A 25,640-nucleotide genomic window follows, 5' to 3' on the forward strand; every position below is an offset into this window, starting at 1 on the left:
CGGAGGTTCGCGGGCGCGGGCCTCGGCGGGCCCCGGTGTCAGGGGACCTGGTCGACGGTCACCACCTCCGTGATGCCCCGGGCCGCCAGGTGTGCGGGGTCCTCCGCCAGCGGGGCCAGCACCGCGGTGGGCCGGGCGCCGTCGGCGACGAGGCGGAAGTACGCCTCGTAGAAGGCGCCGCCGGGGGCGCAGACGGAGCGGGTGGGCATGCTCGGGCCGTCGCCCGCGTCGACGACCAGGGCCGTGGTGCGCGGTGCGGGGGGCGGTACGGGGACGTCCTCGGCGTACCGGCGGGCGTAGGTCTCCAGGACGCGCGCGGTGTCCTTCGGTTCGCCGGCGTTGGTGAGGATCCCGAGTCCGTACTCCAGCTCGGGGAAGTCGGCCAGCGTGCGCGAGACGTCGTGGGAGCACCACCAGGTGACGCCCCACAGGTCCGGGCAGTCGAGCGCGTTGCGCAGCGTGGCCTCGCTGAACGCGGCGGCCCGCTCCGGCGGCACCAGCGGGGCGGGGGCGCCCACTTCCTGGAGCCAGACCGGCCGTCCCGGGTCGCGCGCCCACGCCTTCGACAGCTCGATCAGGTAGGCGGCGTGGTGTTCGGTGGGGGGCGACACGAGGCCGTGGAGCTGGGCGGTGCCGTTGAAGACCCAGGAGTGGACCGCCGTCATCGCTCCGTGCCGGGCCGCGTGGTCGGGGGTGAACGGCATGTCGTCCTGGTACCAGGTGGCGTCGTACTCGGCGTGCAGGTGCGTCCGTCCGGGGGCGCCCTCCTCGCAGGCGGCGAGCATCCGGGTCAGCCAGGCGTCGACCTGTTCGGGTGTGGCTCGGTCGGGGTCGGGATGGGGGTCGGCCGAGAACTGGTTGATCTCGTTGCCGACGGTCATCCCCAGGAAGTGGGGCCGGTCGGCCAGGGCGCTCGCGAGGGTGCGCAGGTACGCGGCCTGTCCGTCGACGACCTCCGGGTCGGTGAAGAGGTTGCGGCGGTGCCAGGTCCGCGTCCAGGCGGGCAGGAAGTCGAAGCTGGACAGGTGGCCCTGGAGGCCGTCGACGTTGACGTCCAGGCCGAGTTCGCCGGCCGTGTCGACCAGGTCGAGGAGCTGGTCGACGGCGCGCGGGCGGATCAGGGACCGGTTGGGCTGGAAGTACGGCCAGAGGGGGAAGACCCTGATGTGGTCGAGGCCGAGGGCGGCGATGGACTCCAGGTCGGCGCGGACCGCACCGGGGTCGTAGTCGAGCCAGTGGTGGAACCAGCCTTGGCTGGGGGTGTAGTTGACGCCGAAGCGGGGCGTGGGCATGGGGTCTTCCTAGGGGGATGCGGAGGCCGGGGGGAGGGAGGCGGCCGGAGGGAGGCGGCCGGGGGGCGGCTGCCAGGGCGGCACTGCGTTCCGGAGGCGCGGCGTCGCGGGCGTCAGCCCTTGACCGCGCCCTCGCCGACGCCTCGGAAGAAGAAGCGCTGGAGGCCGGCGAACATCACGATCAGCGGCGCGACGGCGATGATGGTGCCCGCCGCGACCACCCTCTGGTTGTTGGCGAAGGTGCCGTGCAGGAAGTTCAGTCCCACGGTGAGGGTGAAGTTGTCGGAGTCCGAGAGCACGATGAGGGGCCAGAGGAAGTCGTCCCAGGCGCCCATGAAGGCGAAGATCGCGACGACGGCGAGGGTGCCCTTGACCGCGGGCAGTGCCACCTTCACGAACCGCTGCCAGACGTTCGCGCCGTCGACGATCGCGGCTTCCTCGATCTCGAAGGGGATGTTGCTGAAGGCGTTGCGCATCAGCAGGACGTTCATGGCGCCGATGCAGCCGGGGAGCACGACGGCGACGAGGGTGTCGTTGATGTCGAGGGTGCGCATGGTCGCGAACTGGGCGATCATGATCGCTTCCATCGGGACGAGCAGCGCCAGGACGAAGACGAGCGAGGCGGCGGCCCGCCCCTTGAAGCGGAGTCGGGCGAGTGCGTATCCGGCCATGGCCGCGCCGATCACGTTGGTGAGGACGTTGGTGACGGCGACCTTGAGGGAGTTCAGGATGTAGTCCCACACCGGGATGATGTCGGCGACGCCCTGGTAGTTGTCCCAGGTCGGGTGCTCCGGCAGCAGGCGGGGCGGCGAGGTGAAGATGTCCTCGGTGGCGCCCTTGAGCGAGGTGGACAGCTGCCAGAGGAACGGGCCGATCATGATCAGCAGGACGAGGACGAGCGCCGCGTAGCGGAGCGCCAGGAGCCAGGTGGGGGTGCGGCGGCTCCGGCGGGGCTTGCGGCGGGCCTTGACGGGCGGGGCGGAGCCGGTGTTCCGGGCCGGGGCGGGGGGCGGGGCGGGGGCCCGTGTGTCGCTGGTGGTGGGCATCAGTCCTTGTCCTTCCGGTCGGCCCGCAGCACGAAGAGCATGAGGATCAGGGTCAGGACGAACAGGGTGATGGAGATCGCCGAGGCGTATCCGGTGCGTCCCTGGAGGCCGGTGCCGACGCGCTGGATCAGCATCACGAGGGTGGTGTCCTGGCCTCCCGGGCCGCCGGTCGGGCCGGCGATCATGAAGACCTCGGAGAAGACCTTGAAGGCCGAGACCGCGGACAGCGCGCCCACCAGCACCATGGTCGAGCGCACCGCGGGCACGGTGATGGACCAGAAGCGCCGGACCGGGCCGGCGCCGTCCACCTCGGCGGCCTCGTGCAGCTCGCGGGGTACGTTGGCCAGCGCGGCCAAGTAGATGATCATGTAGTAGCCGAGGCCCTTCCAGACCGTCAGCATCATCGAACTCAGCAACAGCAGCCACTGGTTGGAGAGGAACGGCACCGGGTCGACGCCGACCATCCCGAGGATCGCGTTGACGAAGCCGCGGTCGTCCAGCATCCACACCCACATCAGGGCGACGACGACCACGGACGCCACGACGGGCGTGTAGTAGGCCGAGCGGAAGAACGCGATGCCGGGGATGTGCTTCTGGACCAGGAGGGCCAGCAGGAGCGGCAGCAGCACCAGCAGCGGGACCACGACGACGACGTACAGGGCGCTGTTGCGCAGGGCGATCCAGAACTGCTCGTCCTGGAAGAGGGCCTGGAAGTTCGCGAGGCCGACGAACTCGCCCTCGGTGAGGGTCCGGGCGTCGGTGAGGGACTTCCACACCGTCGCGAAGAACGGATAGAGGTTGAACGCCAGGGTGATCAGCAGCCCGGGAGCCAGGAACAGCCAGGGGCTGAGGGGCTGGTGGGTGCGGCGCCCCCGCCCGCCGCCGCGCTCGGTGGCGCGGCGGCGGGCGGCGGTGCCCGTGGCGGTGTTCGCGGAACCGGTCGCCCGGGCCGGAACGGGGGTGGTGCTCACGGGGCTCACCGTCCGGTCAGTTCTGCTCGAGGAGCTTGTTCATCTGGGCGGCGGCGCTGTCCAGGGCCGCCTGGGGGCTCGACTTGCCCGTGAAGCACTTGGCGATCTCGTTGCGCAGGATCGTCTTCATCTCGTCGCTGAACAGGACGGGCGTGTAGTTCACCGCGGTCGGCAGCATCTTGGCCGACGCCACCCGGATCTTGCCCTCCTCGGTGCCGTCCGGCTTCGTCCAGTACTCCTTGTCCAGCGAGCCCTTCGTCGAGGGGAAGACGGCGACCTTGTGCCCGAACGCCTCCTGGTTCTTCGCGTTGGTGAGGAAGTGCGCGAAGGCGACGGCCGTGGCGGTCTGCTTGCTCTGCGCGTTCACCGACAGACCCTGGAGGTACATGTTCTGCTTGCCGGTGTTGGTCGGGACCTCGGTGATTCCGATGTTCTCGTACAGCGACGGCGCGTTCTTCTTGAAGTTGTCGAGGTCGTGGGCGCTGCCGGGGTTCATCGCTATTTCCTGCTGGAGGAACTTCGTACCCGTCGAGTCGTCCTTGAGGGTCAGGGTCTGCTTGTGCAGTCCGCCCTCGTCGTACAGCTTCTTGAATTTCGTGAGAAGCTCGACGCCCTTTTCGTTGTTGAGCGTGATCTTCTTGCCCGCCGCGTCCATCGCCTCGACGCCGTACCGTCCGAAGTCCTCGACGGTCGGCGGCTGTCCGAGGGTGGCCTCGCCCTTCTTGGCGAGCTGACCCGCCACGGCGAACAGTTCGTCGAAGGTCTTGGGCGGCTTGGTCGCGTCGATGCCGGCCTTCTCGAACATCGTCTTGTTGTAGAAGAGCGGACCGCTGTTGAGGTACCAGGGGAAGGCGTACGTGCCGTCCATGCCCGGCATCTCGAAGCCCTTCCAGGCCCCTTCGAGATACTCCGCCTGGTACTTCTTGGCGACCGCGTCCTTGTCCAGGTTGAGCAGGAGACCGGCCTTGGCCAGCGGGTACGCCAGGTCGGGCGAGAGATTGACCACGTCGGGCAGCGAGCCGGCGGAGGCGTCGGCGCTCAGCTTGTCGGGGTAGCCGTCGGCGGGCTGGTCCACCCACTTGACCTTCGCCCCCGGATACTCCTTCTCGAAGTCCGCGATGACGCCTTCGAAGTAGTCCTTGAAGTTCGCCCTCAAGTTCCAGGTCTGGAACTTGATGGTTCCCTCGACCTTTCCGTCGGTCGACGACCCTGCCTTCGACGTGCCTCCGCCGCAGGCGGTGACCGTGGCGAGACAGAGGACCGTGCCGAGTCCGACGGCTGTCCGGATCGCGACGCTGCGAGTAATGGACATAAGTGGCTGACTCCTTGCTGCAGAAAATTCTGGTGGGTCGAGCTGCCCTCACCTTGGAGCCGAATCACCTTTAGGTCAAAGCGCGTTGAGCACCACTGATCGACAAAATCGCAGGTCAGCCGAGCTAAAGAGGACTAAAGGTTCTAAACCTGTGGTCATTGGTCGCTACACCCGGGTGCGCACGCCGGGATTTACTGTGGCCAGCAGCAACGATCTGGAGGGATTCCCGCGGACATGTGTGCCCAGACGAACGGGAACGAAGGCCCGCAACGCTCCGGAAGGCCCTTCCCCTCACCACGGATCCCGGTCGGCCGCAGTTCCCCCGGCGCCGCGCGCCGCCCCTCGTGGGACGGCGCCGCCACCCCGCCGGCGCCCCGCGCTCCCACGCTCGACGAGATCGCCAAGGAAGCGGGGGTGTCGCCGACGGCCGTCTCCTTCGCCCTCAACAACCGCGCGGGCGTGTCCGACGCGACCCGCCGCCGGATCCTCTCCATCGCCTCGCGCATGGGCCGACGGGTCCCGGCGGCCGGCCCCTCACCCGCCCGGGACCGCTCCCGGGCCATCGGCCTCGTCCTCGCCCGCCCCGCCGGCAGCCTCGGCGTCGAGGCGTTCTTCCTCCAGGTGGTCTCCGGCATCCAGGCGGCCCTGGCCCCGCACGACCACGCCCTCGTCTTCCAGATGGTCGACGACATCGACGCCGAGTGCGAGCTGTACCGGCGCTGGTGGACGGAGCGCCGGGTCGACGGCGTCATCGTCGTCGACCCGAGGGTCAGCGACCCGCGCCCCGAGACGCTGACCGTGCTCGGACTGCCCGCCGTCGTCATCGGCGCCCTGGAGGGCGCCGACCCCGGCGCTCAGGGCACCGGCGGGCACCGGCGCCGCAGCGCTCTGTCCACCCTCTGGGCGGACGACGCCGGAGCGATGGACCTGATCGTCCATCATCTGCACGAGCTGGGGCACCGGCGCATCGCCCACATGGCCGGTCCCCCGGGACTCGCGCACACCGCCCGCCGGATCGCAGCCCTCCGCTCGGCCGCCCGGCGGCTCGGGCTCGACCACATCGTCTCGGTGACCACCGACTTCTCCGACCGGCAGGGCATCAAGGCGGCCCGTCGCCTCCTCGGAGCGTCCCTGCGGCCCACGGCCCTCATCTGCCACAACGAGGTCATGGCGGTGACGGCGGCGGGCGTCGCCGCCGAGCGGGGGCTGCGGATCCCGGAGGACCTGTCCCTCGTCTCCTGGGAGGACTCGGCGATCTGCCGCACCTTCCACCCCCGGCTCAGCGCCCTCACCCGCGAACCGGGCTCCTTCGGCCGCCGCGCGGCGGCCGAGGTCCTGCACCTCCTGGCCGGCGCGCAGCCGCGCCGCCTCCAGGACCCGCTGCCGAGCCTGGAGGTACGGGAGAGCTGCGGCCCGGCCCCACGAGCCTGAACACCCACCAGCCCCCGCACACCCACCGTCCCCCCGAACCCGACAAGCGAGTACCGCCGATGACCCACACCCCCACCTCCCGCACCGCCAACCCTCCGACCCCGACCCCGACCCCGACTCCGGCTCCGGCTCCGACCCCGACTCCGACTCCGGCCCCGGCCCCGGCCCCGGCCCCGGCCCCGACTCCTACCGATGCGGTCGTCGCCGCGATCGACATCGGCGGCACCAAGATCGCGGGCGCGCTGGTCGACGCCGGCGGCAGCCTGGTGACGCGCGTCCAGCTTCCGACCCCCGCCACCGAGGGCGCCGACACGCTCATGCGGCAGGTCGGACGCGTCCTGGCGGAGCTGCGCGCCCATCCGGAGTGGCGGCGGGTGCAGGCCGTGGGGGTGGGCTGCGCGGGTCCGGTCGACACGGTCGCGGGGACCGTCAGCCCGGTCAACATCCCCGGCTGGCGCGCGTTTCCGCTCGTCGACCGTCTTCGTGACGCCCTCGGCGGGGAGGAGGACGGTGCGGGCCTCCCGGTGCGGATGATGGCGGACGGCCCGGCGATCGCCGCCGCCGAGTTCTGGAACGGTGCGGCCCGCGGGCGTACCAACGCCCTCTGCATGGTGGTCTCGACCGGGGTCGGCGGCGGACTGATCCTCGACGGCAGGCCGTACGCCGGTCTCAGCGGCAACGCGGGCCACATCGGGCACATCAGCGTCGAGCTCGACGGCGAGCCGTGCCCCTGCGGCGGCAGGGGCTGCGTGGAGCGCCTGGCCAGTGGCCCCAGCATCGTGCGGTACGCGCTCGCGCGGGGCTGGAGCCCGCCCGCCGGAACGGAGGCCACGGCGCGTACGGTCGCCGATGCCGCCCGGCGCGGCGAGCCCGCTCCCCGCGCCGCCTTCGCCCGCGCGGCCCGCGCGGTGGCCGCCTCGGTCGCGGCGACGGCCGCGCTGGTCGAGCTGGAGGTCGTCGTGATCGGCGGCGGGGTCGCCGCCTCGGGCGACCTGCTCTTCGACGCCGTACGAGCCGAGTTGAAGAACTACGCGACCCTCTCGTTCACCCGCGAGGTGCGGGTCGTCCCGGCGAAGGCCGGCACCGACGCGGGCCTGGTCGGCGCGGCGGCGCTGGCGTTCGGGATCTGACACCGGACACCGACGAGGACCAGGGATACGGCCGCAGGGGCCGGTCCGCGACACGAGCGCGGACCGGCCCCTGCGGCCGTTTGGCAGTGGCCTTGCTTCTGGTGTCGGTGACAGAGGTCCGGAGGTGGCTCGCGCCGCCTCCGGACCTCTGTGACCGACGTTTCCCGACCGTTCCCTACGAGGGGAGCCGGTCCCCGGTGACGGCGGAGAAGAGGTGCACCTCGTCCTCCCGGGGGACGACCCGCACCGTCTGCCCGCGCAGGCCCTCCTCACGTCCGAAGGTGCGCACGGTCATGGGCGCGTCCTCCCCGTCGCCGAGGTCCAGGCGGCCGTACGCGAAGCCTTCCGAGCCCAGTTCCTCGACCGTGTAGAAGGTGACCGGCAGGCCCTTGTCGCTGTGCCGGGCGTGGAAGTCGAGGTGCTCGGGGCGGATGCCCAGGGTGATCCTGTCGGAGTCCGTCGCCTTCCGGGCGGCGTCGCTGATCCTCACGAGGCTGCCGCCGAAGCGGACGCCCTCGTCGGTGAGCGGCAGGGTGAACAGGTTCATCGCGGGCGAGCCGATGAATCCGGCGACGAAGACGTTGGCCGGCTCGTCGTACATGGTGCGCGGCGGGTCGCACTGCTGGAGCACACCGTCCTTGAGTACGGCCACCCGGTCGCCCATGGTCATCGCCTCGACCTGGTCGTGGGTGACGTACACCGTCGTGGTCCCCAACCGGCGCTGGAGTGCGGCGATCTCGGCGCGCGTCTGGACACGCAGCTTGGCGTCGAGGTTGGACAGCGGCTCGTCCATGAGGAAGACCTGCGGCTCGCGGACGATGGCGCGTCCCATGGCCACGCGCTGCCGCTGGCCGCCGGAGAGCGCCTTCGGCTTGCGCTGCAGGTACTCGGTGAGGTCCAGGATGCGGGCCGCCTCCGCGACGCGCCGGTCGATCTCCTCCTTGCCCACCTTGGCGATCTTCAGCGCGAAGCCCATGTTCTGGGCGACCGTCATGTGCGGGTAGAGCGCGTAGTTCTGGAACACCATGGAGATGTCCCGGTTCTTGGGCGGGAGGTAGGTGACGTCGCGGTCCCCGATCCGGATGGATCCCTCGGAGACGTCCTCCAGGCCGGCCAGCATGCGCAGCGTGGTGGACTTGCCGCAGCCCGACGGACCGACGAGGACGAGGAACTCGCCGTCGCGGATGTCGAGGTCGAGGCTCTTGACGGTGGGCTCGTCGGCCCCCGGGTAGGTCAGCGACACGTTGTCGAAGACGATGGCTGCCACGGTGGTTCCTTCCCATCACCGGCGGTACGTGCCGGACGATCCAAGTGGAATGAGAGTTGCGCCGCGGAGCTGCGGCGCCTACTGCTGTGGAGCAGCTGGTGTAGACCAATTGCTCTCACCCTCGTCATCGACCCGCGGACCGGTCAAGCGATCCGCGCCCCGACCCGCCCGCTCCGATGAGGAGGGGACCTGAGACCCGGGTCCGGGCGGACCCAAGGACCCTCCCGAAGCCGGAGATCACCACCGAAGGGCCCGGGCTTCCGACCCCACCCGCCGCCCCAACCGCCCCCGTACCTGCCGGTCCTGACGGGTCGCACGCGAGACCTTTGTGGCGGCCGCCCCCTATCACCCTGTGAGGAGAATCCCGTGCTCGAAGGCTTCGGCGAGGCGCTCGCGGACCGGGAGTACTACCTGCCGCTGCCCAGCGTGGCCGACCCCGGGCCGCGTTTCGCCCCCGGTGACGTTCCGTCGGGCGTACGCGCTTCCGTCCAGGGCATCTGGACGGTCTGGGGCAGCCCGAGGACCGGGCCGGCCGAACAGGGCTGGAAGATCCACGTGTCGGCGCGGCTGGACCGGGCGCAGCACGTGCTCGACACGGTCGCGGAGATCTGCTTCTCCGAAGGCGTGCCGTTCAAGCATCTGAGCGCCCGGCTCTTCTTCCTGTTCCTCCACCACAAGCACGCGCCGCGGACCCAGGCGGGCAAGTTCTGCGCCGTCTACCCTCCGGACACGGCGACCGCCCGCCGGCTGCTGGACCGCCTGCGCGACGCGCTCGACGGGGAGGAGGGGCCGTACGTCCTCACCGACCGGCGCTATCGCGACTCTCGGACCGTCCACTACCGCTACGGCTCCTTCGACGGTGCCCGCAGTCGGCTCCGGGCCGACGGCACCCGGGAGGGGATCGTCCGCGACGGTTCCGGCCGCGAGGTCGTGGACGCGCGGCTGCCCGCCTTCCTCTTGCCGGCGGGGGTCACGGACCCCTTCGTCGAGCAGGAGGAGCAGCCGCACGCGGGCCCGATCCTGATCCGCGACTACGAGGTGACCGGCGCGGTGCGCCTGAGCAACGCCGGCGGCGCGTACCGGGCCCGCGACCGGCGGACCGGTCGCACGGTCTTCCTCAAGGAGGCCCGCGCCCACAACGGCCTGGTCTTCGACGGGACCGACGCGCGGCAGCGGCTGCGGCACGAGTACGAGGTGCTGCGCGCGCTGCACGCGGCGGCCCCGGGGGTGGGGCCGGAGCCGCTGGAGCATTTCACGGAGTGGGAGCACGACTTCCTCGTCACCGAGTACGTCACGGGGCAGCCGCTGGTGGCCTGGCTGAGCCGATCGTCGCCGCTGGCCCGCGCCGACCGTACGGCCGAGTCCGTCGCCGCGTACTACGAGGCGTGCAGGCGGCTGCTGACCGCGCTGGACGCCTCGCTCGCGCGGCTGCACGGCGCCGGCTACCGCTTCGGCGACCTCAGCCTGGGCAACATCCTGGTCACGCCGTCCGGCGGGGTCCGGCTGGTGGACTTCGAGGCGGCCACGGCACTGTCCGCGGCCCCGTCCGGGATCGGCACGCCGGGGTTCACGCCGCCGCCCGGCCTGCGCAGGGCCGACGCCGATCCGCTGCTCCAGGACCGGTACGGCGCGTCGGCGGTCGCGCTCGCCTTCCTGGCACCGTTCAACGAGATCGCCGAGCACGCGCCCGCCAACCTCGCGCTCCTGCGCCGCGACCTGGCGGACGTGGCTCCACCGCAGGACCTTTGGCAGCGGGCGACCGCGTTCCACCTGACGGAGGGCCGGGCGCAGGGCCTGACGGATGGCCGGGCGGAGCACCGGGCGCAGGGCCTGGCGGATGGCCGGGCGGACGGCCTGACGGAGCGCCGGGCGGACGGCCTGACCGATCCCGTGACCGTTGGCCTGACCGAAGGCCGGGCGAAAGGCCGGGCGCGGTACCGGAACGGTCCTGACCGCCCGCCCTCCCCCGTCGAGCCGGCCGCCGACCTGGCCCCCGATCCGCGGGGCCGCCTCGCCCGGCTGGCCGAGGAAGTGGCCGCGGGGCTGCTGGAGATGGCCGACCCCGACCGGCCCGAGTGGGCCTTCCCGCCCTCGCCCGAGGCGTTCCGGACCAACAACGTGTGCCTGGCCTACGGCACGGCCGGAGTGGTGCACGCGCTGCACCGCGTCGGGGCCACGGTGCCGGAGGAGATCGGTGAACGGCTGCGCCGCGACACGCTGGCGCTGCGCCGTGCCCTGCCTCCCGGGCTGCTCGTCGGTTCGGCCGGGATCGCCCGGGTGCTCGCCGGCCTCGGCCGGCTGGACGAGGCCGTCGACCTCCTCCGGGACGCCGACGGCCACCCCCTGACCGCCTCCTGCGGCACGCTCGCCGGAGGGCGGTCCGGAGTCGGCCTGAGCTGGCTCGCCCTGCACCGGCTGACCGGGGAGAGCGGCCACCTGGAACGGGCCGCCGCGGCCGGGGAAGCCCTGCTGCGCACCCCGGACCTGTCGGCGGCCCTCGGCGAGCACGACGCGCGCGGCCTGCTGCACGGCCGCTCGGGGCTCGCCCTCTTCCTCCACCGCCTGGCCCGCGCCACCGGCGAGGCCCGCTTCCTGGAGGCCGGCCGCCTGCTGCTCCACCAGGAGTTGGACCGGACCTTCCCGCTGGACGACGGCGCCCTGTCGATCTCGGACGACGCTCGGCTCACCCGCGCCATGCCGTACCTGGCCACGGGCGCGGCCGGTCTCGCGACGGCGCTCACCCGCTATGTGGCCACCGCGCCGGACGAGCGCTGCGCCGCGGCCCTGCCGCGGCTGGTCGCCGGCATCCGGGTGTCCTGCGCGACGAAGGAGGCGGGCCTGTACCGGGGCCTGGCCGGACTCGCCTGGTTCCTGGCCGAGCACGCCGGGCTCACCGGGACGGACCAGGCCCGCGAGGACGCCGTGCGGGCCGCGACCGGCCTGCTGAAGTACGCCGTCCCGTACCGGCGCGGCGTCCGCTTCCTCGGAGCGGGCTCGCAGCGCTTCACCGCCGACCTGTCCAGCGGCGGGGCCGGAGTCCTGATGGCCCTTCACCGCCTGCTGTCCGGCCCGCTCCTGACGGGGCCCCACCCGGCACGTCCCCGACTCCTGGCAGCCGCCTGACGTCACCGGACGCGCCTCCCACGACCCCCTCGGCACGGCGGCGGACACCTCCGCGCCGAGGTACGCAGTGACCCACACCCACCACTGGAACCCCGCGTTCAACCCGACACGAGAGAGGAGATCTTCCATGAGCCAGATCCTCGCGCTCCAGACCCTGGACACCGAGCAGGACGCCCAGGCCCTCGTTCCCTGCTTCAGCGTCGCCTGGAGCATCAGCGACATCTTCCCGGAGCCGATGTAAGACCGGTACGCGCACGGGCCGGGACCGGTGGGCAGGGACGAGGGTCCTGCCACCGGTCCCGGCCCGCTGCGGCCGAGTCGGCGTCCGCTCAGGGGTCTGCTTCCGCTCAAGCGGAGCGGGAGAGTTGTTCGCGCACCCACTGGGGGTCGGGGTTGGTGTGCGGACGGCCCGCCACGACGACCGTCGGCACGGTCTCGTTGCCGTCGTTGGCGGCCCTCACCACCGCGGCTCCTTCCGGGTCACGCCAGATGTCGACCCAATGCATGCGGCGGGCGTTGCGTCCCAGGCGCATGCGCAGGCGCATGCAGTACGTGCAGCCCGGACGCCAGAAGACGACCGGCCGTCCGTCGGCCTCGCTCCGGCGTTCCGCCTCCCGCGCACCGATCGACCTCGGGAAGATCAGGGGCGAGTTCACGCCGGCGAACACCAGGAACGCCACGAGGAGTACGGCGGCCGTGCCGTAGTCCCCCTTGCGGATCATTCCGGTCGCTACGGCCGAGCCGCAGACCGCGAGCAGTATCGGCAGCATCCAGGCGCGCATCATGGGACGCAGGCTACCGATGAGCCGACACGCTCCTCGAACCAGCCCGTAGGTGACGCGCACGGTGCCGTGCGGGTTCCTGCAGCACCGAGGCCCGGTTCCCCACCGGACGACAGCGTTCAGTGCCGAGACTCCGGGCCTCGTTGTCACCCGCGACCCTCCTGCGGGCTCCGCTCGACGGGCCGTCACATGGGCAGCGAGAGCAGCCGCACGGGCCCCGCGGGCCAGTGAGCGTCGTCGCGCAGGGGAGTCACCATGGTCCGCAGCGGCATGGTCGCCAGGCGCCTCTCGGGCTGCTCGACGAGGACGTCCCCGTCCAACGGGTGCCATCCGAGACGCGCGTACAGCGGTACGAGGGGCTCGCGGCAGAACAGCAGCGCGTGTTCGGGACCCCACGTCCGGGCGTGCTCCAGTGCCGCGGTGACGACGAGCCGTGCCAGCCCCTGACCTTGCATCCCCGGTGCCACGGCCACCCCGCCGACGCCCACCACCTCGGTCTCGGTGCCGCCGACGACGACACGCAGTCGCAGCAGGCCGGTGTGCGCCACGAGCCGGCCGTCCCGTCTGACGCCGAAGTGTTCGTCCTTCGGCAGCCAGGTCAATCCCGTCCAGGCGACACCGAAGGGGTCCTCGCCGGCGCCGAGGATCTCCTCCTGGTCCCTCTTCGTGTACTGGGCGAGTCGCACCACGGTCGGTGCCGCGAAGGGCGCTGTGTTCTCGGGCATTCCCTCATGATGATCGCATCGCCGATCAAGAGCCAGGCGCCCCCGAGTACCCCGCACCGTCGCGTCAGACCGGCTATAGGGTCCTGCCTGTGGCGAATCATCAGGATGAGACCAGGGTGGCCTACGACGGGGTCGTCGAGTTGTACGCATCGCTGTTCGCGAACCGGCTGGAGACACAGCCGTTCGCCCGGTCCATGATCGGCACCTTCGCCGAACTGGTGCGCGCGACGGGCAACCCACGGGCGGCGGACCTCGGGTGCGGGCCCGGACACCTGACGGCCATGCTCGACGAACTGGGCCTGGACGCCTTCGGACTCGACCTCTCCCCGGGCATGATCGACCACGCCCGCCGGGCCCATCCGGAGCTGCGCTTCCAGGAGGCGCGGATGGAGTCCCTGCCGATCGAGGACGGTGCGCTCGGTGGCGTACTGGCCCACTACTCGATGATCCACACCCCGCCGGGGGAACTGCCGGGGCTGCTCGCCGAACAGGTCCGTGTCCTGGCGCCGGGCGGCCTGCTCCTGGTCTCCTTCTTCGGGACCGACGGACCGGAGCCGATCCGGTTCGACCACAAGGTGACGCCCGCCTACAGCTGGCCGGCGGACCGCCTCGCCGCACTGCTGACCGACGCCGGGCTCACACCGTTCGCCCGGCTGCTCCACGACCCGGCCTCGGAGCGAGGTTTCCTCGACGCCCACCTGATGGCCCGCCGCTCGTAGCCCCGTCCGACGGCGCTCGCCGTACGGTGGCCGTGGACGGGCCCTCGACAAGTCGCCGTCACCTTCCGGGGGAGACGATCCCTTCCAGTGTCCGAGGCATCGGGTAGGCGCGCTCGGCGGGAATCAGCCGATGGGCCTTGGGGGCGTGCCCGGCCTGTATGAGGGTCGCGGCCTTGCGCACCTGGGGGGTGAGGTCGGTGAGACCGACGATCCAGTCGTCGGTGAACGTACGGATCAGGTGGCGGCCGATGCCGACCTGGATGCTGTAGTGGTTCAGTGCCGCTCCGCGCGGCGAGCGTTCCGGGTCCCACTGGACGTGCACCGCCGCCTGGGCCACCGCCGCCGGGTCGGCGGTCGTCAGCACGGCCCGGGACAGCGCCTCCTCCCATCCCTCCCGGGTGATCCGCACTGCGAGAACCCGTTCCTGGCCGGGCTTGCGGGCCCAGTTGCTGCGGTGCATGAGCCACATGAACGACGGCTTGATCCACGTCATCCGGTGGAACGAGAACGGCGCGACGAAGCGGCCCGCCCGCAGTGCCGCGTCGGCGATGGCAGGTGAGTACGCCTGATAGACGACGATCGTGCGAGCGTCGTAGTCGGCACGGATCTGGTACTGGGGCGTCATGCGCCGCACCCTGCCATCCGGTCCGCCGGCACGGCGAGCCGTTTTCCACCCGGCCGCGCGCCGGGGTCGGGTGGGGCCGGGCGGGGCGCCTACGCCGTGGTGCCGAGGTCTCCCCGTCGCAGCAACGCCGCCGCCCGCTCGTTGCGACGCGTCATCAGGTACGCGTGCGGCGACTCTCCGTACGCCGCCCGGAACTCCCGGCTCAGTTGCCCCGCGGACATGCCCACCTCATGGGCAAGCGCCTCCACGTCCAACGGCAGCGCGTCCTGCCTGTCGATCCGGTCACGGACGCGACGCAGCCGCGCCAGATCCGCGAGACGCTGCGCCTGGACACGTGCCTGCCGCCATTCGGGCTTGCACATCGAACCCTTCCCTTCCCTTCCCTTCCCTTCCCTTCCCTTCCCTGACGTCTTCGACCGGCCCGTACGGCTCAGCGCAGCTCCTGGAAGCGGACCAGGTTGCCGGCCGGATCGCGGAAGGCGCAGTCGCGCACTCCGTACGGCTGCTCGGTCGGCTCCTGGACGACCTCCGCGTCACCGGCCCGCACCTTCTCGAACAACGCGTCGAGGTCCGGGGTGGCGAGGAGGATCCAGCCGTAGGTGCCCTTCGCCATCATCTCGGTGATCGTGCGGCGCTCGGACTCGGTGATGCCGGGGTCGACGGCGGGGGGCGCCAGAAGGATCGAGGTGCCCGGCTGGCCGGCCGGACCCACGGTGATCCAGCGCGTCCTGCCCTGCCCGACATCGCTGCGCACCTCGAAGCCGAGGAGGTCGCGGTAGAAGGCGACCGAGGCGTCCGGGTCGTCGTGCGGGAGGGAGACCGTGTGAATGGTGATGTCCATGACCAGCAGGCTAGTCGCGGCCCCCTGACCCGCGCTTCTCGAATCCTGACCGATCGGATCCTCGCTGATCGAATCCCGACCGATCGAGTCCCGACCGATCGAGTCCCGACCGAGCCGCGCGGGTTGCAGGGGGCGCTGACGTGCCATGGGTCTAGCGCGCCAGGTACTCCTGCCGCAGAGCGTCCAGGATGTGTGCCGCCTCGTCGAGGTCCGCGTTGCGGCAGCGGGCCGCGGCGGTCGTGAGGCGGGTGATGGCGTCGTTGCGGCGGTCCAGGCCGTTGCCCTCGATCAGCGCGGCGATGCGGACGGCCTCGGCGCGCGGCACCTCGCCCCGTTCGCCGCCCTGTTCGTGGGCGGAGATCGCGGCCTCCGCCTCGGTCAGCGCCTCGGGGAAGCGCTCGGCCTCGGCGAGGACGCGGGCGCGCCGGTAGTGGACGGAGCCCCTCTCGTACCAGTCCGGGTAGTCCTCGGCGGCGTCCGCCACAGCGGCGGCGATGACGGCGTCGGCCTGGGCCAGGTGGTCGAGGGCGGCGTCCACGCCGTCGGCTTCCCTGGCCACCATGGTGAGGCGGGCGAACTCCCTCATCATCTCGGTGATGAGCGGCGGGTTCGGCGCCTCGGCGTGCGCCGCCAGGGCCCGCTGGTACGCCGTGGCCGCCTGGTCCCAGCGGTCGGCGAGGGCCAGGGTGGTGGCGGCCTCGGCGGCGACCAGCGTGTGGATGTACCGGTCCTCTTCCCATGCCGCCACGGTGTCCGCGAGACGCAGGAACTCGGTGGCCGCGGCCAGGTGCTCCTCCAGGTCCCGCAGCCCGCGCGCCAGGTTGAGCCGGGCCTGGGCGAGGACGCGCTCGTCGAGGGAGGCGGCCGTCGGGTCGGACAGGACGGACTCCAGGACGGCGACGGCGTCGGCCCGCCGGCCGCCGCCGGACAGGACGTCGGCGAGCTGGAGCCGGGTCTCGGTGGCCTCGGTGTGCTCCTCCGCCTGGTCGAAGCGCGCGGCGGCCTCCGACAGGTGGCGCACGGCGCCCGCCTGGTCGCCGAGGTGTGAGAGGGCGTGCCCGAGCAGGGCGTAGGTCGGGGCCAGCGGGAAGCGGGTCTCGTCGTACCGTACGGCGTCGGCGATGGCCTGGTGCAGCAGCTCCACCGCCTCGGCCGACTCCCCCTTGGACATCAGGAACTGTGCGAGCAGGGCCCTCGGACGCGGACCCCGCCAGGGGCGCGCGGAACCGTCCAGGTCCTTCAGGGCGGCGCGCAGTTCGGCCTCGGCCCGGGCGAAGTCGCCGCGCCGTCCGTGCAGGTCCGCCACGTACTGGCGGGCGTTGGCCCTCTGGTGGGCGACGGACAGGCGCTCGGCCTCCGCCGCGAGGCGGCCGACGTGCTCCTCGAACCGCTCCACGGCTGCGTCGGGCGGCTCCGGGAGCGCGCGTTCGACATCGCGGTAGGCGGCGTAGGCGCGGGCGTTGAGCACGATGAGGTACTCGCGGACCCGCTGCCCGGCCACGTCGTCGCCGGAAGCCGTCTCCCCCGCGCCGGGCGACTCGCCCGACAGCGGGGCCTCGGCCATGAGGCGCTCCGCGTCGCGCAGGAACCCGTCGAGGCGGGCCCGTATCGCGTCGCCGTTCGCCTCGGTCTCCTCGGGGGTGGTCCCCCAGGCCACGGCGCGGGCCCGGGCGGACAGGGCGTGCCAGGGCATCCCGACCCGCTCGAACAGGTCGGCGGCTTCGTTCATCGCCACGACGGCCTCGCCCTCGTGGTCGGACGATCCGAGTTCGCCGGCGCGGTGCTCGGCGAGCTCCGCGCGCAGCAGGTCCTCCGGTCCGAGTGCGGGGTCGTGCTCCGCGCCGCCGTCGGCCAGGCGCTCGTCGATGGCGGTCCACAGGCGGTCCGCCGTGGGGTGCCCCTCGTTCGCGAGGCGGCGTGCCTCGCCCACGAGGGCGACGAAGTCCTCGGGGAGCGCGGTGGCGGGGGCCTTCGGGGCCGCCGGGGCGGGCGAGGCGGTGCCGCGGGCGGCGGGCGACCGCAGGCCGAGCGGCAGCGGCTCGTCGACCAGGGGCTGGCGGGCGAGGCGCAGGGCGCGCCGGTCGCCGACGGCGGTGGTGCCGTTGCGCGTGTCGAAGGCGGCGGCCAGTGCGTCGGCCTCGGAGCGGACGTGGCGGAGGAGCTCTCCGGCCGTCCAGTTCCGGCCGGGCGGCCCGGCGACCGGTGTGTCGGTGTGCCCGTCCTCGACGAGGCGGGCGATCAGGACCTCCACGCCGGTGAGGAACTCCAGGTGGGCCAGCGGGGCTCCGGTCGCCTCGAACAGCGGGCGGTTCTCCGCGAGGATCTCCAGGCCGCGGCCCTCGTTGCGCGACAGGGCGCAGAACTCCAGGTGGAGGCCGACCTCCTGCTGCGTACCGTTGCCGCCGCGGACCTTGCGGTATCCGGTGAGGTGGTGGGAGCGGACCTCGTCGGTGCGTCCGGTGCGCAGCATCGGCAGCAGGGCGCGGGCCTGGCTCGCCTGCGGCTCCTCGCTGCACGCCTGGGCGCCGCCGAGGACCGGCGCCCAGGTGTCGAGGGCGCCCTCGTCGTCGCCCGAACGCACCTTGTGCCAGGCGAAGGTGCGGGTCTCGCAGGCCTCGCAGTCGCTCAGTTCGGTGCGGCCGCGGGTCGCCCAGAGGTCGTACGCGTCGGTGACGCCTTCGCCGGTGTGGGCGGCGACGTGGTAGCGCATGGCGGCGACCGGCTGCATGCCGTGCTCGGCCGCCTCGTAGCGGGAGCGCATCCGGTCGATCCAGCTGTGCACGGTGGCCAGCGGCACCTCGGGGACCTGGAGCAGTGACGTCGTGACCCACTTGAAGCGCCAGAAGACCTGGTGGGCCTCCCACTGGCTGAACGACTCGGGGGTGGTGTCCCAGAGTTTGAGCAGCCGGGCGAAGACCACGGGCGACTTGCGGTGTTCGCCGGTGAACTCGTACGCCGTCATGAGCTCCAGCAGGGCGGTGACGAGCACGTCGGGCTTGTCGAACGCCTCCGCCGCCTCGACGAGTTCCTCGGCGGTGACGGTGCGGTGCAGGCCGTGCGGGCGGTCGTGGTTCTCCCGCATCGCCTCCACCACGGCCTCGGGGGTGTCCAGCATCTAGATCTCCTTCCGGGGCTCGGTGCCGGAGGCGTCCGTGCCGGGGTGGTGCATGGCGTGGGTGAGCAGTCCGATGAACGCCCGGTTGAGCAGGGCGCTCTCGCTCGCCTTCAGGGGGCGGCGGCTGAGCAGCAGGGCCTGGCCGTAGAGCGCCTCGGCGGTCGTGACGGCGAGGCCGCGCTCGGCGATCGTGATCGCCTGGCGGACCAGCGGGTTGAGGTGGTTCAGGACGAGCTGTGCCCGCGGGGTCTCGTGGCGCAGGGAGCCGAGGATGTCGGCCCACAGGCCGTCGCTGTCGGCCGCGAGGTGGGACCGGGTCCGCTCGTGCCGTGCCTCGCGGTTGTCGAGGAGCAGCGCGGGGGCGGTCACGGGCTGGAAGTCGCGCAGGACGACGTCGCAGTCGTGGATGCCGACGGTCTCCCGGGCGACGGCGAGGAAGGCCGCCGCGCGCAGCTCGGCGGTCGGGTCGACGGCGTCGAGGTGGGCCGTGACGGTGGCCGGGTCGAGGTCGGTGACGCTCGTGCCGGGCCGGATCTCCGGCAGCCGCAGCACGAGGTCGCGGTCGTAGGTGTAGCCGCCGTTGACGACGCCGAGGCCGGCGGCCGAGGCGATCGGGGCGACCTGCAGGAACTCCTCGACGCTCCGGGTGACCAGGAGGGCCGGGTGGGTCCGGGCGAACTCCTCCAGGGTGACGTTGCCGTCGGTGGTCTCGAACGGCAGCCACGGCAGCACGATGCGGAGCAGCTCGTCGTCGTAGCGGGCGAGCGCCTTGACGGCGAGGTGGTGGGTGTCGATGAACCGGTGCAGCAGGGCCGGGTCGCTGGCGGCGAGCCCGGTGAGCCAGTCACGGATCCGGTCGCCGAGGGCGTCGCGTACGGCGGACAGCGTGCCGTCCTCGTACAGCGCCTCGCGGGAGGCCGTCGGCCGCAGGCTCGTGGTGTCGACGACGCAGCGTACGAAGAACGCCCAGTCCGGCAGCAGCTCGGGGGCCTGGTCGGTGAGCAGCATGCCCTTGAGGTGCACGCGGTGGCCCGCGCGTTCGGCGGGGCTGACGGGGGTGGGCAGGACGTACGCGGCGCCCCGCAGGCCGGCCGCCGGGAGGTCGAGCTCGATGGTGTCGAGCGGGGTGAAGCCGAAGAGGGTGCGGCCGTACTCGGCGAACGCCTCGCGGCGGGCCAGCGGGGAGCGGTGGGGACGGTCCCAGGGAGGCGTCTCGTTCACGCGGTGGGTCTCGTCGCGCGGTCCGACGACGGTGACCTCGTGCCTGAGCAGCCCGCCGTAGTGCCGGGCGAGGTCGACGACCCGCTCGGGGCTCGTCCACTCCGCGTTGTCGACGCGCGGCACGAGCCGCACGGTGGTGCCCGGCTCGGGAACGGCCGAGGCGGGCAGCGTGCGGATGGTGTAGCGCCCGTCGGAGTGGCCGCGCCATTCGACGGCGGGCGCCGCCGGGTCGGCCGCGGACCTGGTGAGCACGGTGATCTCGTCGGCGACGACGAAGCAGGCGAGCAGGCCGATGCCGAACTGGCCGATGAACTCCCCGCGCGCGGCGTCGAGCCCCGCCCCGTCGAGGGCGCCGTCCGGGGTCCGCTTGGAGCTGCGCCCGATGGTGGCCAGGAAGCGGTGGACGTCGGCCTCGCTCAGACCGACGCCGGTGTCCGTGACGGTCAGGGTGTCGCCGGTGCGCACGGTGATGCTGCCGGGCGCGGAGGGGTCCAGCGCCTGCCGCGCGGTGATGGCGTCGACGGCGTTCTGGAGGAGCTCGCGCAGGTAGACGCGGGGGCTCGAGTAGAGGTGGTGCGAGAGCAGGTCGACCAGGCCGCGCAGGTCGACCTGGAAGGTGTGCGCGGTCTCGGAACCGGAGGAGGACAAGGATCGGGTCCTTCGCTGGGCGCGCCCGCGCCCGGGGGCGGGGCGGGCGGGCTTGTGGGCGGGGGCTGCGACGGGGTGCCGGCACCTGCCGTCGTTCATTCGTCAGCGGTGGGCGGCGGGCGGTCGGCTGGTGGCGACTTCCCGGCCGTCCCCGGTCAGCGCCGCGCCGCGGAACGCATCTTCCGGTAGGCGGCGGTCGGGTCGGAGCCGTTGAGGTAGTACCAGGGGGACTCGGTGACCCGCCCCTCGGCGGCCTCGAAGCACTCGCGTGCTCCCGCCCCGTCGCCGGCCAGGGAGAAGGCCATGGCGAAGGTGTTGACCAGCGGGAGCCAGCCGCGCCCGCGCTCGAAGTCCGGGTGCCGGTACGAGTGGTCGGCGGCCTCGTTCAGGGAAGCCGCCACCTCGGGCGCGCGGATGTACCTGGTGTCCGCCCCATCGCCGAGGTCGAGCCAGTGCTCGATGTGCGCGTACGGGACGAGCTGGCCGAGCAGCGTGCCGCCGGGTGCGCCGAGGGTCGCGGTCCGCGCGAAGGCGTGCATCTCCTCGTGCGATCCGCTCCACTTGGCGCACACCTGCTGCAACTGCTGCTGATGGGCCCCCAGGTGGTGCGGGGATCGCCGCACGGTCGCCTCGAAGCGGCGGCGCGCGACGGCCTGCCCGACCTGGAGGCCCCGGCCGGTGATCTGCAGGCCGTACCAGGGCGAGCACCATCCGGGCTCGCGCTCGGCGACCTCGTACAGCCACTGTTCGGCCTGGCGCAGCCGCGCGTGGAACACCTCGAACTGCTTGCGCGAGACGTCCTTGGCGCGGGCGTCGGTGCGGGCCTCCCAGCCCCAGGTGATGTGCCGGATGCCGGCGACGAGGCGCGGCAAGGGGGCGTCCGGCTCCGCTTCGAGGACGGGCGTGATCCACCGCTCCACCCCGGCGGTCTCGGCGACGGCCCAGAGCAGCTCCGTCCGGTCCGCGCTCTCGGGCCGGGCCTCCAGCACGGCGCGTACCGCCGGCCAGTCCGCGGCCTCGGCGGCCGCCCGTACGCGCGGCAGGTCGGGGTCGCCCGAGTCCTTCTGCAACGTCACCTCGGGCCGGCCCGCCCATCTCCCCAGCGTGAGCCCCCAGTCACGGAGCAACGCCATGTCCCCACCCCTTGCCATGTTCGAACGGGCAGGTCATCGATCTTCCCACCCGGTGGAGTAGTGACTATCACGGGCGACCGACAATCGCACATCAGTATCCCTGGCCCGGTTTCCGGACCCTGTGAACGGATGTCGGCAGGTCAGGTGGGGAGGGTCATCAGGAGCAGGGGGGTCGTGGTGGGCTGCGGGGAGCCTCCGGCGGGTTCGAGGGTGAGGCCGACGGCGCTCGCGTCGGCGGAGTCGCCGGCGAGGATGACGGTGCCGTCGTGGTCGATGAGTCCGGCGGGGAGCATCGTGCCGTCGTGGTCGAGCCAGAGCTGGTAGGTCCTGCCGGTGCCGGGCGCGGGGAGGTTGACGGCGGTGAAGACGGCCTTGTTCTGCCGGTCGGAGGTGACGACGGTGGCGAGGGCTCCGTTGGCGGCCCGCGCGTGGGTGGTGCGGGCGTCGGGTGCGGCGAGGACCGCGCTGACGGCGTCGAGTCGCTGCTGGGCTTGGCGGGCCTGCCGTTCGAGGTCCTGGGTGTGCCGCACCTGCCACACCGTCGCCCCGCCGACTAGGGCCGCGGCCACGGCGGCGGCCAGGGCAAGCGCGGGGGCCTTGCGGCGCAGGGCGCTGCCGAAGGCCGGGGCGGATGCCTGGGTGGGGACGCGTGGCGGGAGTTGGCGCACGCCCTCGATGGCGGCCATGGTCCGGGCCTTGGCCGTGGCGGGGGGCGCCAGGGCGACGGCCGCCGCCAGGCGTGCCGCGGTCGCGTCGAACTCCGCCACTTCCTGCCGGCAGGCCGCGCACGTCCGCAGGTGGTCCTCGAAGGCGCCGCGCTCCCCTGGTTCGAGTGCGTCCAGGGTGTAGGGGGCGGCGAGGGTGTGGGTGTCGGTCGCGTCGTGTTTCATGTGGTCACCCCCATGCAGTCGCGGAGCCGGATGAGCCCGTCGCGCATGCGTGTCTTGATGGTGGGAAGCGGAGTGCGCAGGGCTTCGGCGACCTCACGGTAGGTCAGACCCTGGTAGTACGCGAGGGTGACGGCCTGCCGCTGGAGTTCGGTCAGGCCCCGCACACAGCGCCGGACCTGCTCGGACTCCAGCCGGGTCTCGACCTGTTCGGCGACCTCGTCGTACGCGGTGGTGTGCTCGCGGGCGGCCTGGGCGTGCTCGCGGTCGGTGGCGGCCTGGGCGGAGCGGACCCTGTCCACGGCCCGCCGGTGAGCGATGGTCGCCGCCCAGGTGGTGACGGAGCCCGCATCGGGGCGGTAGCGCGCGGCCTGCCGCCACAGGTCGATCATCACCTCTTGGGCGACCTCCTCCGACTGCGCCCGGTCCCGTACGACTTTGACCACGATCCCGAACACCAGGGGCGCGAGGCCGTCGTAAAGGACGGAGAAGGCCTGTTTGTCACCGTGCGCGACCTTCTCCATGACCTCGGCCAGGTCACCGCGGACGAGGTCGCCGCAGGGGCCGGCGGTAAAGGGGAGCGGTTGGTTCACCGGCGCGGCTCCGGACCTGGGGAGGAGGTGAAGGGGCCGTCGGGCGGGGCCGTCGGGGGGCGGGGTGTCCATCGCATGTCAGTCCTCGACTGGTCGCTCGGGGGGGCGGTGCGTCTCAGCGGTACTTCGTAGCGGGTGGGCGTACGGATGGGGGCGGGTTCCTCCCCCTGTCGGAGGCGTTCTGTCGAAGGCGTTCACCAGGTGATTCGGCGCGGGGCGCCTGACGGATGCGGTGTGCGGTGTGCGGTGAGAGGAGGTGTTCGTTCGCCGGCCCGGGGAAGGCGGGGCAGCCCGCCTGGTCCACGGACGCGTCGGGTGGCAACACGGGCCGGTCTGTTCACTCGTTCGGGGGTGCGGCCCATCCGCTGGGCGCGGGCCACCGAATGACGGGTGTGAGCAGCTTTCGCAGGACTCTCTCCCGCGCCGTGGTCGGCGCGTCGGCCGGGATGGTGGCCGGTTTCGCGGCGCTCGCCGTGGCCGAGCTGGTCGCCGGGCTGGTGCGGCCGGCCGCGGGGCCGGTGACCGTGGTGGGCGGGGCGTTGATCGACCGGACTCCGGCCGCGGTGAAGGACTTCGCGATCCGTACGTTCGGCGAGAACGACAAGGCCGTCCTGCGGCTCGGCATCCTCGCCGTCCTCGGCCTCGCCGCGATCGGTCTGGGCGTGCTCGGCCTGCGTCATCGGCGGATCGGTGCCGCCGGTGTCCTCGTGTTCGGGGTCGTCGGAGCGACCGCGGCCCTGGGCCGCCCGGACGCCGGCGGCGCCGGTGACGCGCTCCCCTCGCTGGCCGGAGGGCTCGCCGGCTGCGTCGCCCTCTTCGTACTGGCCTCGAAGGCGGCCGTCGCGACCGCGCCGGCCGGAGGCGAGGGCGACGGCGGGGGCGAGACCGGGGTGTGGGGCCGGCGCGGGTTCCTCCTCGCGGTGGGCGTGACCGCCGTGACGGCGACGTCGGCAGGCGCGCTCGGGCGGTTCCTGGCCGGGCGGCAGGGTCGGGGGGCGGTCGCCTCCCGGGAGGGTCTTGTGCTGCCCGAGCCCGCTTCACCGGCCCCTGCCGTACCGGCCGGCGCGCGATCGAGGGTCCCCGGCGTCTCCTCCTTCTTCACCCCCAACCACGCCTTCTACCGTGTCGACACGGCGCTGACCGTTCCCAGGGTCGACGCCGCGACCTGGCGGCTGCGGATCCACGGCAAGGGCGTCACCCGCCCTCGTACGTACACCCTCGACGAGCTCCTGGCCCGTCCGCTCGTCGCACGCGACATCACCCTCACCTGCGTCTCCAACGAGGTCGGCGGCCCCTACGTCGGCACTGCCCGCTGGCTCGGCGTCCCCCTCGCGGGCCTGCTGCGGGAAGCCGGTGTCCGGCCGCCCTCCCAGGGCGGCGGGGCGGATCAGCTCGTGGCGCGGTCGGTGGACGGCATGACGCTCGGCTCCCCCGTCGAGGACGTCATGGACGGGCGCGACGCGATGCTCGCCGTGGGGATGAACGGCGAACCGCTGCCCTTCGACCACGGCTTTCCCGTCCGCATGCTCGTCCCCGGCCTCTACGGCTACGTCTCCGCCTGCAAGTGGATCGAGTCGATCGAGCTCACCACCTTCGACGCCTACGACCCGTACTGGGTCAGGCGACAGTGGGCCCGGCGGGCGCCGGTCAAGACGCAGGCGCGCATCGACACCCCCAGGCCATTCGCCCGCCCCCGCGCCGGAACCGTCACCGTCGCGGGCGTCGCCTGGGCCCAGCGCCGCGGCATCACCCGCGTCGAACTCCGCATCGACGACGGGCCCTGGCGGGACGCCGACCTCGCCGCCCAGGACACCGTCGACACGTGGCGCCAGTGGTCCTACCGCTGGGACGCCACCTCCGGCAGCCACACGCTCACCGTCCGCGCCACCGACGGCACGGGCCAGGTGCAGACCGAACAGCGCACCCGCACCATCCCGGACGGAGCGAGCGGCAGGCACAGCGTGTTCGTCACCGTCCCCTAGAGGCCCTTGGACCACCCGACCGGCCCGCCGTCCACCCGACCACCGGGCCGTCCCCCAGACCACCGGACCGGCCCTCAGGCCAGGCCCGGTAGCTCGACCCACACCCGCATCACTCGTACGGACAGCTCTTCAAGGAGTACAAGGTCATGAACAGCATGCAGATCCGCCGCACCGCGATCGGCGTCGCCGCCGCAGTCCTGCTCCCCTTCTCCCTGGCCGCCTGCTCGGGCTCCGACAGCGACACCAAGGCGGCGACCGCGGCCGCCGGGGACCAGGCGAAGACGGAGGCGAGCTCCCCCTCCGAAGAGGCGATGACCGGTGACCAGCCCTTCGGTCCGGCCTGTGCCGGGGTTCCCAAGGAGGGTGCCGGTTCCTTCGACGGCATGGCGAAGGACCCGGTCGCCACCGCCGCCTCCCACAACCCGGCCCTGTCCACGCTGGTCGCCGCCGTCGAGAAGGCCGGACTCGTCGACACCCTCAACAACGCCAAGGACATCACCGTCTTCGCGCCGACGAACGACGCCTTCGCGAAGATCCCGAAGGCCGACCTCGACAAGGTCCTCGCCGACAAGGCCGCCCTCACCGACATCCTCACGTACCACGTCGTCGGCCAGAAGCTGACGCCGAAGCAGCTTGAGAACGGCACCTTCACGACCCTGCAGAAGGGCACGATCACCACCACCGGCTCCGGCGAGTCCTACAAGGTCAACGGCACCGCCGACGTGGTCTGCGGCAACGTCAGGACCGCCAACGCCGACGTCTACATCATCGACACCGTCCTCATGCCCAAGTAGCCG

At 72.5% G+C, this 25,640-nt stretch carries 20 protein-coding genes and 1 pseudogene; 6 read left to right on the forward strand and 15 right to left on the reverse strand.

Annotation, left to right across the window (positions count from 1 at the left end; genetic code table 11):
* Positions 1–38: 38 nt before the first annotated feature.
* From AB0Q96_RS17480 to AB0Q96_RS17495, 4 genes are all read right to left on the reverse strand, one after another.
* Positions 39–1,292, reverse strand: a complete 1,254-nt coding sequence (locus tag AB0Q96_RS17480; protein ID WP_365326273.1) for a glycosyl hydrolase — start codon at positions 1,290–1,292, stop codon at positions 39–41.
* Between the two features lie 113 nt (positions 1,293–1,405).
* The gene (locus AB0Q96_RS17485; protein WP_365326275.1) at positions 1,406–2,338 is read right to left on the reverse strand and encodes a carbohydrate ABC transporter permease; all 933 of its coding nucleotides are present in this window, start codon (positions 2,336–2,338) and stop codon (positions 1,406–1,408) included.
* Positions 2,338–3,309 (reverse strand): sugar ABC transporter permease, encoded by a 972-nt coding sequence (locus AB0Q96_RS17490; protein ID WP_365326278.1) that lies wholly within the window; start codon positions 3,307–3,309, stop codon positions 2,338–2,340. Before AB0Q96_RS17490 ends, AB0Q96_RS17485 begins: the two co-directional genes overlap by 1 nt.
* 16 nt (positions 3,310–3,325) lie before the next feature.
* Positions 3,326–4,621 carry a sugar ABC transporter substrate-binding protein gene (locus AB0Q96_RS17495; protein ID WP_365326280.1) on the reverse strand — a complete coding sequence of 432 codons (1,296 nt, stop codon included), beginning with the start codon at positions 4,619–4,621 and terminating at the stop codon, positions 3,326–3,328.
* Positions 4,622–5,035: 414 nt separating this feature from the next.
* Between AB0Q96_RS17495 and AB0Q96_RS17500 the strand changes: the two genes are divergently transcribed.
* Positions 5,036–6,052: a LacI family DNA-binding transcriptional regulator gene (locus AB0Q96_RS17500; protein ID WP_365326281.1), complete on the forward strand. Its 1,017-nt coding sequence runs from the start codon at positions 5,036–5,038 to the stop codon at positions 6,050–6,052.
* A gap of 59 nt (positions 6,053–6,111) precedes the next feature.
* Entirely contained in the window at positions 6,112–7,182 is a 1,071-nt protein-coding gene (locus AB0Q96_RS17505) for an ROK family protein (RefSeq protein WP_365326283.1), read from the forward strand.
* Between the two features lie 175 nt (positions 7,183–7,357).
* Here the strand turns inward: AB0Q96_RS17505 and ugpC are convergent, their stop codons facing one another.
* Complete coding sequence (ugpC, locus tag AB0Q96_RS17510; protein ID WP_365326285.1) at positions 7,358–8,449, reverse strand: sn-glycerol-3-phosphate ABC transporter ATP-binding protein UgpC; 1,092 nt, start codon at positions 8,447–8,449, stop codon at positions 7,358–7,360.
* Positions 8,450–8,815: 366 nt separating this feature from the next.
* Here ugpC and lanKC point away from each other — a divergent pair, with 366 nt between their 5' ends.
* Positions 8,816–11,572, forward strand: a complete 2,757-nt coding sequence (gene lanKC, locus AB0Q96_RS17515; RefSeq protein ID WP_365326286.1) for a class III lanthionine synthetase LanKC — start codon at positions 8,816–8,818, stop codon at positions 11,570–11,572.
* 347 nt (positions 11,573–11,919) lie between these two features.
* On the opposite strand, the gene AB0Q96_RS17520 is transcribed toward lanKC, so the two are convergent.
* Together AB0Q96_RS17520 and AB0Q96_RS17525 are read right to left on the reverse strand one after the other, a co-directional pair.
* Complete coding sequence (locus AB0Q96_RS17520; RefSeq protein WP_365326287.1) at positions 11,920–12,357, reverse strand: glutaredoxin domain-containing protein; 438 nt, start codon at positions 12,355–12,357, stop codon at positions 11,920–11,922.
* Between the two features lie 182 nt (positions 12,358–12,539).
* Complete coding sequence (locus tag AB0Q96_RS17525; protein WP_365326289.1) at positions 12,540–13,079, reverse strand: GNAT family N-acetyltransferase; 540 nt, start codon at positions 13,077–13,079, stop codon at positions 12,540–12,542.
* Between the two features lie 89 nt (positions 13,080–13,168).
* On the opposite strand from AB0Q96_RS17525, the gene AB0Q96_RS17530 reads away from it, so the two are divergent.
* Positions 13,169–13,798 (forward strand): class I SAM-dependent methyltransferase, encoded by a 630-nt coding sequence (locus tag AB0Q96_RS17530; RefSeq protein ID WP_365326291.1) that lies wholly within the window; start codon positions 13,169–13,171, stop codon positions 13,796–13,798.
* Positions 13,799–13,856: 58 nt separating this feature from the next.
* Here the strand turns inward: AB0Q96_RS17530 and AB0Q96_RS17535 are convergent, their stop codons facing one another.
* The 8 genes and pseudogenes from AB0Q96_RS17535 to sigK all read right to left on the reverse strand — a co-directional run bounded on the left by AB0Q96_RS17535 (position 13,857) and on the right by sigK (position 22,861).
* On the reverse strand, positions 13,857–14,423 hold the full coding sequence (locus tag AB0Q96_RS17535; protein ID WP_365326293.1) for a DUF4291 domain-containing protein: 567 nt from the start codon (positions 14,421–14,423) through the stop codon (positions 13,857–13,859).
* A 104-nt stretch (positions 14,424–14,527) separates the two neighbouring features.
* A pseudogene (locus AB0Q96_RS17540) lies at positions 14,528–14,785 on the reverse strand (helix-turn-helix domain-containing protein); the annotation flags it as partial.
* Positions 14,786–14,853: 68 nt separating this feature from the next.
* Positions 14,854–15,264, reverse strand: coding sequence for a VOC family protein (locus tag AB0Q96_RS17545; protein WP_365326294.1), 411 nt, complete (start codon positions 15,262–15,264; stop codon positions 14,854–14,856).
* Between the two features lie 151 nt (positions 15,265–15,415).
* The gene (locus AB0Q96_RS17550) at positions 15,416–18,379 is read right to left on the reverse strand and encodes a hypothetical protein (RefSeq protein WP_365326296.1); all 2,964 of its coding nucleotides are present in this window, start codon (positions 18,377–18,379) and stop codon (positions 15,416–15,418) included.
* Positions 18,380–20,248: an HSP90 family protein gene (locus AB0Q96_RS17555; protein ID WP_365326298.1), complete on the reverse strand. Its 1,869-nt coding sequence runs from the start codon at positions 20,246–20,248 to the stop codon at positions 18,380–18,382.
* 155 nt (positions 20,249–20,403) lie between these two features.
* Positions 20,404–21,381, reverse strand: coding sequence for a hypothetical protein (locus AB0Q96_RS17560; RefSeq protein WP_365326300.1), 978 nt, complete (start codon positions 21,379–21,381; stop codon positions 20,404–20,406).
* A gap of 140 nt (positions 21,382–21,521) precedes the next feature.
* Complete coding sequence (locus AB0Q96_RS17565; RefSeq protein WP_365326302.1) at positions 21,522–22,271, reverse strand: anti-sigma factor; 750 nt, start codon at positions 22,269–22,271, stop codon at positions 21,522–21,524.
* Entirely contained in the window at positions 22,268–22,861 is a 594-nt protein-coding gene (sigK, locus tag AB0Q96_RS17570; RefSeq protein WP_365326304.1) for an ECF RNA polymerase sigma factor SigK, read from the reverse strand. The genes AB0Q96_RS17565 and sigK overlap by 4 nt, the downstream gene beginning before the upstream one ends.
* 383 nt (positions 22,862–23,244) lie before the next feature.
* On the opposite strand from sigK, the gene AB0Q96_RS17575 reads away from it, so the two are divergent.
* Positions 23,245–24,843 carry a molybdopterin-dependent oxidoreductase gene (locus AB0Q96_RS17575; protein ID WP_365326306.1) on the forward strand — a complete coding sequence of 533 codons (1,599 nt, stop codon included), beginning with the start codon at positions 23,245–23,247 and terminating at the stop codon, positions 24,841–24,843.
* Between the two features lie 146 nt (positions 24,844–24,989).
* On the forward strand, positions 24,990–25,637 hold the full coding sequence (locus AB0Q96_RS17580) for a fasciclin domain-containing protein (RefSeq protein WP_365326308.1): 648 nt from the start codon (positions 24,990–24,992) through the stop codon (positions 25,635–25,637).
* Positions 25,638–25,640 lie beyond the last annotated feature (3 nt).

Source organism: Streptomyces sp. NPDC093111 (genome assembly GCF_040683955.1).
Lineage (GTDB): Bacteria > Actinomycetota > Actinomycetes > Streptomycetales > Streptomycetaceae > Streptomyces.

Excerpts from the sequence above, each read along its gene's own strand:
- AB0Q96_RS17550 (WP_365326296.1), bottom strand. The coding sequence starts at position 18,379 with ATGCTGGACACCCCCGAGGCCGTGGTGGAGGCGATGCGGGAGAACCAC.
- AB0Q96_RS17580 (WP_365326308.1), top strand. The coding sequence starts at position 24,990 with ATGAACAGCATGCAGATCCGCCGCACCGCGATCGGCGTCGCCGCCGCA.
- AB0Q96_RS17545 (WP_365326294.1), bottom strand. The coding sequence starts at position 15,264 with ATGGACATCACCATTCACACGGTCTCCCTCCCGCACGACGACCCGGAC.
- AB0Q96_RS17525 (WP_365326289.1), bottom strand. The coding sequence starts at position 13,079 with ATGCCCGAGAACACAGCGCCCTTCGCGGCACCGACCGTGGTGCGACTC.
- AB0Q96_RS17575 (WP_365326306.1), top strand. The coding sequence starts at position 23,245 with ATGACGGGTGTGAGCAGCTTTCGCAGGACTCTCTCCCGCGCCGTGGTC.
- AB0Q96_RS17480 (WP_365326273.1), bottom strand. The coding sequence starts at position 1,292 with ATGCCCACGCCCCGCTTCGGCGTCAACTACACCCCCAGCCAAGGCTGG.
- AB0Q96_RS17485 (WP_365326275.1), bottom strand. The coding sequence starts at position 2,338 with ATGCCCACCACCAGCGACACACGGGCCCCCGCCCCGCCCCCCGCCCCG.
- AB0Q96_RS17495 (WP_365326280.1), bottom strand. The coding sequence starts at position 4,621 with ATGTCCATTACTCGCAGCGTCGCGATCCGGACAGCCGTCGGACTCGGC.
- AB0Q96_RS17520 (WP_365326287.1), bottom strand. The coding sequence starts at position 12,357 with ATGATGCGCGCCTGGATGCTGCCGATACTGCTCGCGGTCTGCGGCTCG.
- AB0Q96_RS17505 (WP_365326283.1), top strand. The coding sequence starts at position 6,112 with ATGACCCACACCCCCACCTCCCGCACCGCCAACCCTCCGACCCCGACC.
- AB0Q96_RS17560 (WP_365326300.1), bottom strand. The coding sequence starts at position 21,381 with ATGGCGTTGCTCCGTGACTGGGGGCTCACGCTGGGGAGATGGGCGGGC.
- AB0Q96_RS17535 (WP_365326293.1), bottom strand. The coding sequence starts at position 14,423 with ATGACGCCCCAGTACCAGATCCGTGCCGACTACGACGCTCGCACGATC.
- AB0Q96_RS17565 (WP_365326302.1), bottom strand. The coding sequence starts at position 22,271 with ATGAAACACGACGCGACCGACACCCACACCCTCGCCGCCCCCTACACC.